Annotated in this window: 5 protein-coding genes and 1 pseudogene; 5 read left to right on the forward strand and 1 reads right to left on the reverse strand. The window is 36.9% G+C overall.

Annotated elements, in window-relative coordinates; genetic code table 11:
• The 5 genes and pseudogenes from DCC82_RS16065 to DCC82_RS16085 all read left to right on the forward strand — a co-directional run.
• Positions 1 to 235, forward strand: a pseudogene (locus DCC82_RS16065) (UPF0236 family protein); the annotation flags it as partial.
• A 548-nt stretch (positions 236 to 783) separates the two neighbouring features.
• Positions 784 to 1,902, forward strand: coding sequence for a hypothetical protein (locus DCC82_RS16070; RefSeq protein ID WP_097354497.1), 1,119 nt, complete (start codon positions 784 to 786; stop codon positions 1,900 to 1,902).
• Positions 1,903 to 1,916: 14 nt separating this feature from the next.
• Positions 1,917 to 2,885, forward strand: coding sequence for a hypothetical protein (locus DCC82_RS16075; RefSeq protein WP_108430502.1), 969 nt, complete (start codon positions 1,917 to 1,919; stop codon positions 2,883 to 2,885).
• A 125-nt stretch (positions 2,886 to 3,010) separates the two neighbouring features.
• The gene (secA2, locus tag DCC82_RS16080) at positions 3,011 to 5,380 is read left to right on the forward strand and encodes an accessory Sec system translocase SecA2 (RefSeq protein ID WP_108430503.1); all 2,370 of its coding nucleotides are present in this window, start codon (positions 3,011 to 3,013) and stop codon (positions 5,378 to 5,380) included.
• 183 nt (positions 5,381 to 5,563) lie between these two features.
• Entirely contained in the window at positions 5,564 to 6,868 is a 1,305-nt protein-coding gene (locus tag DCC82_RS16085; RefSeq protein ID WP_108430504.1) for a hypothetical protein, read from the forward strand.
• Between the two features lie 8 nt (positions 6,869 to 6,876).
• Here DCC82_RS16085 and DCC82_RS16090 read toward each other — a convergent pair.
• A partial coding sequence (locus DCC82_RS16090; protein ID WP_108430505.1) for an IS630 family transposase occupies positions 6,877 to 7,242 on the reverse strand: 366 nt, incomplete at its 5' end.

The raw sequence follows: 7,242 nt of genomic DNA on the forward strand, positions 1-7,242 counted from the left end.
TTTCAAGGCAATGATTGCCCGGATGGATGGGATTCGTCTTTTCGGACGTCGTTTCGGAGAAGAATCGTCGCATCCGGCGGAGGAAACGGCATTCACTAAACAGACGGTCGTGAACAAGGCGAAACAACGCGTCCGCCGTCTTCTTCCGGAGGTAACGCGGAATAACGTGCCATATTTACAGCAATCGTCCGGGACACCGATCTATCATGCCCTGTCTGAACTCAAGGGATGGTAAAAAAAGGTATACATATCGATCTGTCATGGCAAGGGATGAGAGTTCGAAAGCGCTTACGGATAAAATTCAAAAAAATGGTTCGCCAATCTATGACTTACACCTGTTTTCAGCGAACCAAAAAAGTTCCCACAAAGTCTTGACTGACTCCAACATCGTGAAAAACTTGTGGATTCCTTGATGATGTGCTAATCTATTCATGAGACATGAACCTCCTTGTGAATAGTTTTGGTGACACATCTATTCTAATCAAGGAATCGGGTTCATGTCTCTTTTTTTGTTTGGTTGTAAATTTATGTTAGCGAATTTGCTCATCTACAGTTACTCTAACACTGAATTTTTAATATTTTAAGAGCAATAATACCATCAATTTAAAAATAATACCATCAATTTAAATAAGAAGATTAAATATCTGCAATACAAAGGAATACCGCCTCAACAACTTACCCTCTTAATAAAAAATATATTCAAATTTTTCCTTATATTGTTAAACTATTTATTTAAAAAAACCGATAATAATAATGAATACCATTTTAGGAGGGAAGTATGAAATGAATTCATTTTTTGGAAAATCAGGTAAGGTATTGTTGCTGGTTTTCACTCTAATTTTCACTTTGGTGACGATTGGAGTGCAGAAAAGCTATGCGAATGAATTACTTGGAACCAAGCCAAACATGAATTCTATCATTGAACTCCAAAAAAGTCTGGAGTTTACCGAAGAATCATTAGCGGTAGACATTGATAAAGCGAAAATAGAAACAGAAATAAAAATCAACAAAGATGAAGCTATAAAAATCCAAAGCGATAATAAATTCAAACCTCAATCCCAATATGGTGTAGACGGATTAATCTTAAATACGCAGGATTCCTTAACAGAAGAGGATCCGATGGATTTATTTTTCTTTAGTCCGACTTCCGATAAAATTTTAGTTTCTAGAATATTATCTGGGAACGAAGATTATATATTGCAACTTTATGTTGTAGATTATGAAAATGGACTAGCGTATCCAACGGAATTTACCACTTCACCGGGAAAACTAATGCTAATCAATATACCGGCAGGTGATTATGCATTAGGTGTGTTATCAAAAGGAACTTTGGGAGATTCATACACCATTCAAATGAATGCTTCCAATCCTGCTAATTTTAATGAAGCATTATATATTTCACAAGATCTCACAAAATTCGTTGCAAAATACAGTGATGGTTCTTTGTATTCAAACGGCCAATTTGTGTTGAATGTAAACGGAATTAACAACGAACATCTTAATTGGGAAAGAAAATATTATTTTTCATACAATGGGGGATATTCACAAAGAACACATTCCCTATCGGATATAAAAATATCTTCCATTTCAAGTCCGATTTCCTACTCTTCCAATTATGCAAGTTCTGATTTTGCAATTATGGTATATCTAGATGTGGGGACGCTTTTCACATACCATGAGTCGCAATATCAATCTGGTCCAAACCCTTACTACTACAGTTCATTTGTCGATACTTTAGGTAAAGAGACACCACGTAGACTGGAAGCTGACGATTTTAACTATGGTGATCACATCTTAATCGTCGATTTAACAACGGGGAAATCAATCGACTTCTTCAGTGTGTTGAATTTTTACTATGCAAGTGGTGTAGAACCATTACCTTCTATTGATTATTTAGAATAGGAGGGTATGACCCCATGAAAATTGATCTTGGATATATCGGAGCGATGATCGCCCGAAATGATGCCAGAATGCCATCCATACATGAAATCAAAAATCCATTAGCTGGAAAGCAAGTAGAAGTCATCAGAAATGGAGAGGCTTATAAAATCACCCTTTCGGATGAAATCAAACAGGTTCAAGGCCTGATGAGCATGACGGTAGAAGAGTTTTTTTCAAAAGATATTAACGTACAAAACGCAGACCCTTCCGATATTTTTTCTTATCGGCCACAGGATCAATGGCTCGTTTTCAGTCAATATTTACATGAGTCCAAATACTTTGATTCGCTAAGCGATGAAGAATTGAAGAAAGTGGAATCCATCTTACAACACATTACGGATGGCATGGATAGTTTAGCGAAATATGCGGGGATTAACCTTTTTGGAATAAAGAAGCAACAGCTTAACTCTTATGAAGCACATCTTGAACTTGCTTCTTCGACAGCTGCGCTTCAACACTTCAGTGATACGTTTTTAAGTGGCGACGTAAAAGCTGGATTTGATCAACTGATTCAAGATTATGTTCGTCACAATACGAAAAAAGTGATGGATTATCAATCCGTAGAGGAAAGATTCTATGCAGCACGAGCCAAAATCAAACCGCTGAATGCTCCTCTGACATACGAACAATCACGTCATTTATCTATGACAAACAAACTAGGAAAAACCATTTATACACACGAAGAAATTGAATCGGTAATCAAAAATTATCAAGAAATGTTTAAGGACATTAAAAACGAAGAAGATTTGTCCTCTGCGCTATTAAAAGCGAAAGAACAACTTCTTGCATTTGTAACGAAAGGTATCTCACCAAAGGATGCGGATTACCAATTGGCAAAAGATTTTGTTACACAGCGTTCCGATGACACATTTAAACGAATCGAGAATTACTGGAAAATGATATGGCAAGGAAAACAAAAGTTACATAGTGCTTTTCAGAGATAGCCAATCGGCTATCTCTTTTTTTATAAGAACCTCTTAGAATATTAAGATTTTCAAAGTACCATATTTAAGACTGAATCAAACCATACGAAAATTTATAAGTAAATGATGAAATAGGAGTGAAATTTATGGGATTATCTGCATATTTTGATAGACGATATCGAAAAAAACTAGAAAAAATTGCACAAAAGGTAATGGCGTTGGAAGAAAAGTTCAAACAATTATCGGATGAGGAACTGAAAGAGAAAACAGAGTATTTTAAAAATGAATTAAGAAACGGTAAAACGATTGATGATATAAAAATTGAAGCATCTGCTACCGTACGCGAAGCCGCATACCGTGTTCTCGGAATGCGGCATTATTTTGTCCAAATTGTGGGCGGTTTAGCTTTATTAGAAGGCGATATTGCCGAAATGGCAACGGGAGAAGGAAAAACATTAGTCGCCTCTATCCCAAGCTATATTCGTGCTTTAGAGGGAAAAGGGGTTCATGTTATCACATCAAATGAATATTTAGCAAAACGAGATAAAGAACAAATCGGGAAAGTCCATGAATTTTTAGGATTAAAAGTAGGGTTGAATTTATCGGGGATGGAAAATGCCGAAAAGCAAGAGGCATATGCGGCGGATATCACATACGGCGTAGGAAATGAATTCGGGTTTGATTATTTGCGCGATCATTTGGTTTATGACCCTACATTACGAGTTCAACGGCCATTATATTATGCCATTATTGATGAAGTGGACAGTATTTTAATTGATGAAGCCAGAACACCATTAATTATCGCAGGAAAATCGCAGCTTCCAAAAAATATGTATAAAACATGCGATGCAGTCATTAAAACATTGGAAAAAGATGTACATTACAAGGTTGATATTGAATCAAAAACAGTTTCTTTCACAGAGGAAGGAATTGAAAAAGTCCAAAAGATTTTAGGAATCGATAATTTATACGATCTGAAAAACCAACATCTGAATCACTATTTAATGCAATCCCTGAAAGCCAATACCATTCTTCAGAAGGATGTCGATTACATCGTTGAAGATGATCAAATCAAATTGGTGGATATGAATACAGGACGGGTGATGGAAGGCCGGTCTTTAAGTGACGGATTGCATCAAGCCATTGAAGCAAAAGAAAATGTAACCATTACAGACGAAAATAAAACTCAATCCATGATTACTTTGCAAAACTATTTTCGTAAATACGAGATATTATCAGGAATGACGGGTACAGCTAAAACAGAAGAGCAAGAATTTAAGAAATTATACAATATGTATGTAGTTCAAATTCCGACTAATAAACCAAAAATCCGTAAAGATTTGCAGGATCTTGTATATGAAACCAAAGAAGAAAAGTATATGGCTATTGTCGAAAGAGTAAAAGCCGAACATCTTACAGGCAGACCGATATTGATTGGAACAACATCAATTAAAAAATCCATTGAGGTAGCAGAGTACCTAGACCGATATACCGACATCCCTTTTGAAGTGTTAAATGCACAAACGGCAGAACATGAAGCCCGATTAATCTCTACAGCGGGGCAAGAAGGTTCAGTTATGATTGCGACCAATATGGCCGGAAGAGGTACGGATATTATCTTGGATAAACGAAGCAAAGAATTAGGTGGACTGTTGGTAATTTGTACAGAACGCCACGAAAGCCGGCGGATCGATAATCAATTAATCGGTCGTTCAGGGCGACAAGGGGATCCCGGTGAATCCCAATTCTATATTAGTTTGGAAGATGATTTGTTTGTACGTTATGGAGGGGAACGATTAGAATCCTTTAAGAAAAAACTAAAAAAAGATAAAACCGGATTGATTCTTAATAAAGATGTTCATAAATTAACTCAATATCTTCAAAAGGTAGCCGAAGGAATTAGTTTTTCAACTCGTGATTATACAACCAAATTAGATGATGTATTAAATGACCAAAGGGATGTTATTTACCAATTGCGCGAAAATATCCTTGAAAATAAAGAAGTATTAGAAACAGCAATTTCTTACACCAAGAAACACATCGAATCCGTTGTAGAGAACTACTGCCCACCGGAACAGATTGCGGAAGAATGGGATTTAGAAGGATTGAAAAAGAAATTAAGTAGACTGCTGCCGGATATTAAAATTGATTTTCCAAAGGGAATTGACACTCCTGAAGAATTGTTTGAACACATCCAAGTATTCGTTGATCTCTATACGAAGAGTTTGCGAGATAAAGATAAACACCAAATGGTGACACAGTTTCTTAAACAGCGGTTCTTATTAAATATAGACCGTCAATGGACATATCATATTGACGCCATGATGGGGTTAAAAAACGGAATCTTTCTTAGAAGTTATGCCCAAGAAGATCCGCTCCGAGCTTATCAATTAGACGGTTATAAGCTGTTTTCTAAAATGATGGACCAATTAAGAGAATCCGTCGCCCACAGTTTAGCTGCGATCAGTTCCAGAATTGAAATCGAAGGAGAAAGAGTCAAGGTTGTTGGATTATAAAAAATCAGAAGGTATAATGGGAATATAAGATGATTAACTTTTTTCTTTTTCATCATTTCCTAAATAAGCATAAGCAGACGAAACCCTTTGGGTTTAAGGAACACACAGAATGTGTGAATAATCCTTTGCCCAAAGGGTTTTTTGTTTGTAGAAAACTATTTATTTTCAGGGAGGTTGTTTTGTATGACAAAGCAAAAGGACAGAGTGGAATCACTACGAAAGGAAAAACTACACAATAATTTTAAACAGTTAGGGATTTCTACTGAGTTCGTAGATAACTTTAGCATTCGTTTATCCAAAAAATTATCCGAGTATGCAGATTGGGAATTGAAAGAGAGTATATTGAAGTCTCTTAAAAATCAGATGAAGAAACGATTACAAGGGATGAAGTCTTTTAATGAACTTAGAAAGTTCCTCGAATCCATCTCTTTCGGTTCTTCAAAAATCAGTATCGAATCCATAGGTGCAATTGAGGATAAGGTAATGGTCAATTACCTTTTAGACCTCTTGTACAGCTGCGGAAAATTGGAACCAAAAGACTTAAAGAATGCCAAAGATGAAGCGCTAACTAAATTCGAGCAGATGGCTCATCTGTTGCCGGTAGAAGTAAAAGTAAAACGCATCACGGTTGATGGGATAGACAAAGCAGAAGAAACTGGCTATTCCTTGGCTACCGTTTCTTTTACGAAGCGAATTCATGATAAAAGCTGGTATTTAACACGTAGTAAAATCAAGACACCGAAGCTTATTTTTGACTTGTCTACTTTGGCGGCAGAGGTGTTTTTCATCAACTCTATTGAACAATTTTCCTTACGAAACATAGAGTTCTACGAGTATAAAGCAGCGGAAAAGTATGTGGAAAATGCGATGTCTTATCTCCAGAGAGAGAAGGTATTCCCGTTGCCAACGGATAAATCCTTCCGAGAATATCTGGTGAGTATATTAGAAAAATACAAATTGATTCCTGAAGATGTAGAAATGATCACATCCGAAAAATTCAATATGTACCAAAGATTCTTCCGGTTGATTATGAACAAAGAGAGTGCAGTTATCTCTAACATGTCTGTATATATGATATCTGTAATGACAAGAGAATTTGTGAAGCAGACTACTTATGTGAAAGAGAAGGTAGAACGCGAAGTAAAAGAAGTGTCCGACTACGCTCGTTCTTTTCAGACAAAGAAAAATATCAATAAACAAACATTAGCGGTTATGAAGGACAATGCGTTCTTGACTAAGTACGGCTACGTTGAAATAGATAACGATGTATCACTTGAAAAGTTCGCATTGTTAGAAAAGGAATTCGAAGAGTTAACCAAAAAAATCTACATCCCTAAGTGTGATGACCATAGTTTCCGTATTAAGAAATTAGGGAAACATCGGGCTGCTGGACTTTATTATCCAGATCCGATTCGCGCAACCATTTTTGACATAGATTCACCCGATGCATATTGTCATGAACTATATACATGCAACATGAAGAGTTAACTTCTCAGTCATCCTGCACACCCTAAGCGCTGCAGCACTTCCTCCGGACGTTCGTGGATGTAGTTGACAAACCGAGTAATGGCTTGAATGATATCGTTGCGATCCTTGTGAAATACATTGGCAATCACCGTATCTTTCAGCCATTTCCATAAGCGTTCGATCGGGTTCAGCTGTGGCGAATAGGGAGGAAGGTAAATAAAGTGAAAACACTGCCCTTCTTCCCGCAAAAACTCCTTGACCATTTTGGCATGGTGAATGCGAGCGTTATCCAACACCAAGACCATGAGACGGTCCGGATAGCACTCTTTGAGCATTCTCAAGAAATCCAAGAACGTCGCGGCATTGGCAGCGGTCGTTTGATGAAGCACCGTTTC

It is taken from the genome of Geobacillus sp. LYN3 (assembly GCF_003064505.1).
GTDB classification, from domain to species: Bacteria; Bacillota; Bacilli; order Bacillales; family Anoxybacillaceae; genus Parageobacillus_B; species Parageobacillus_B toebii.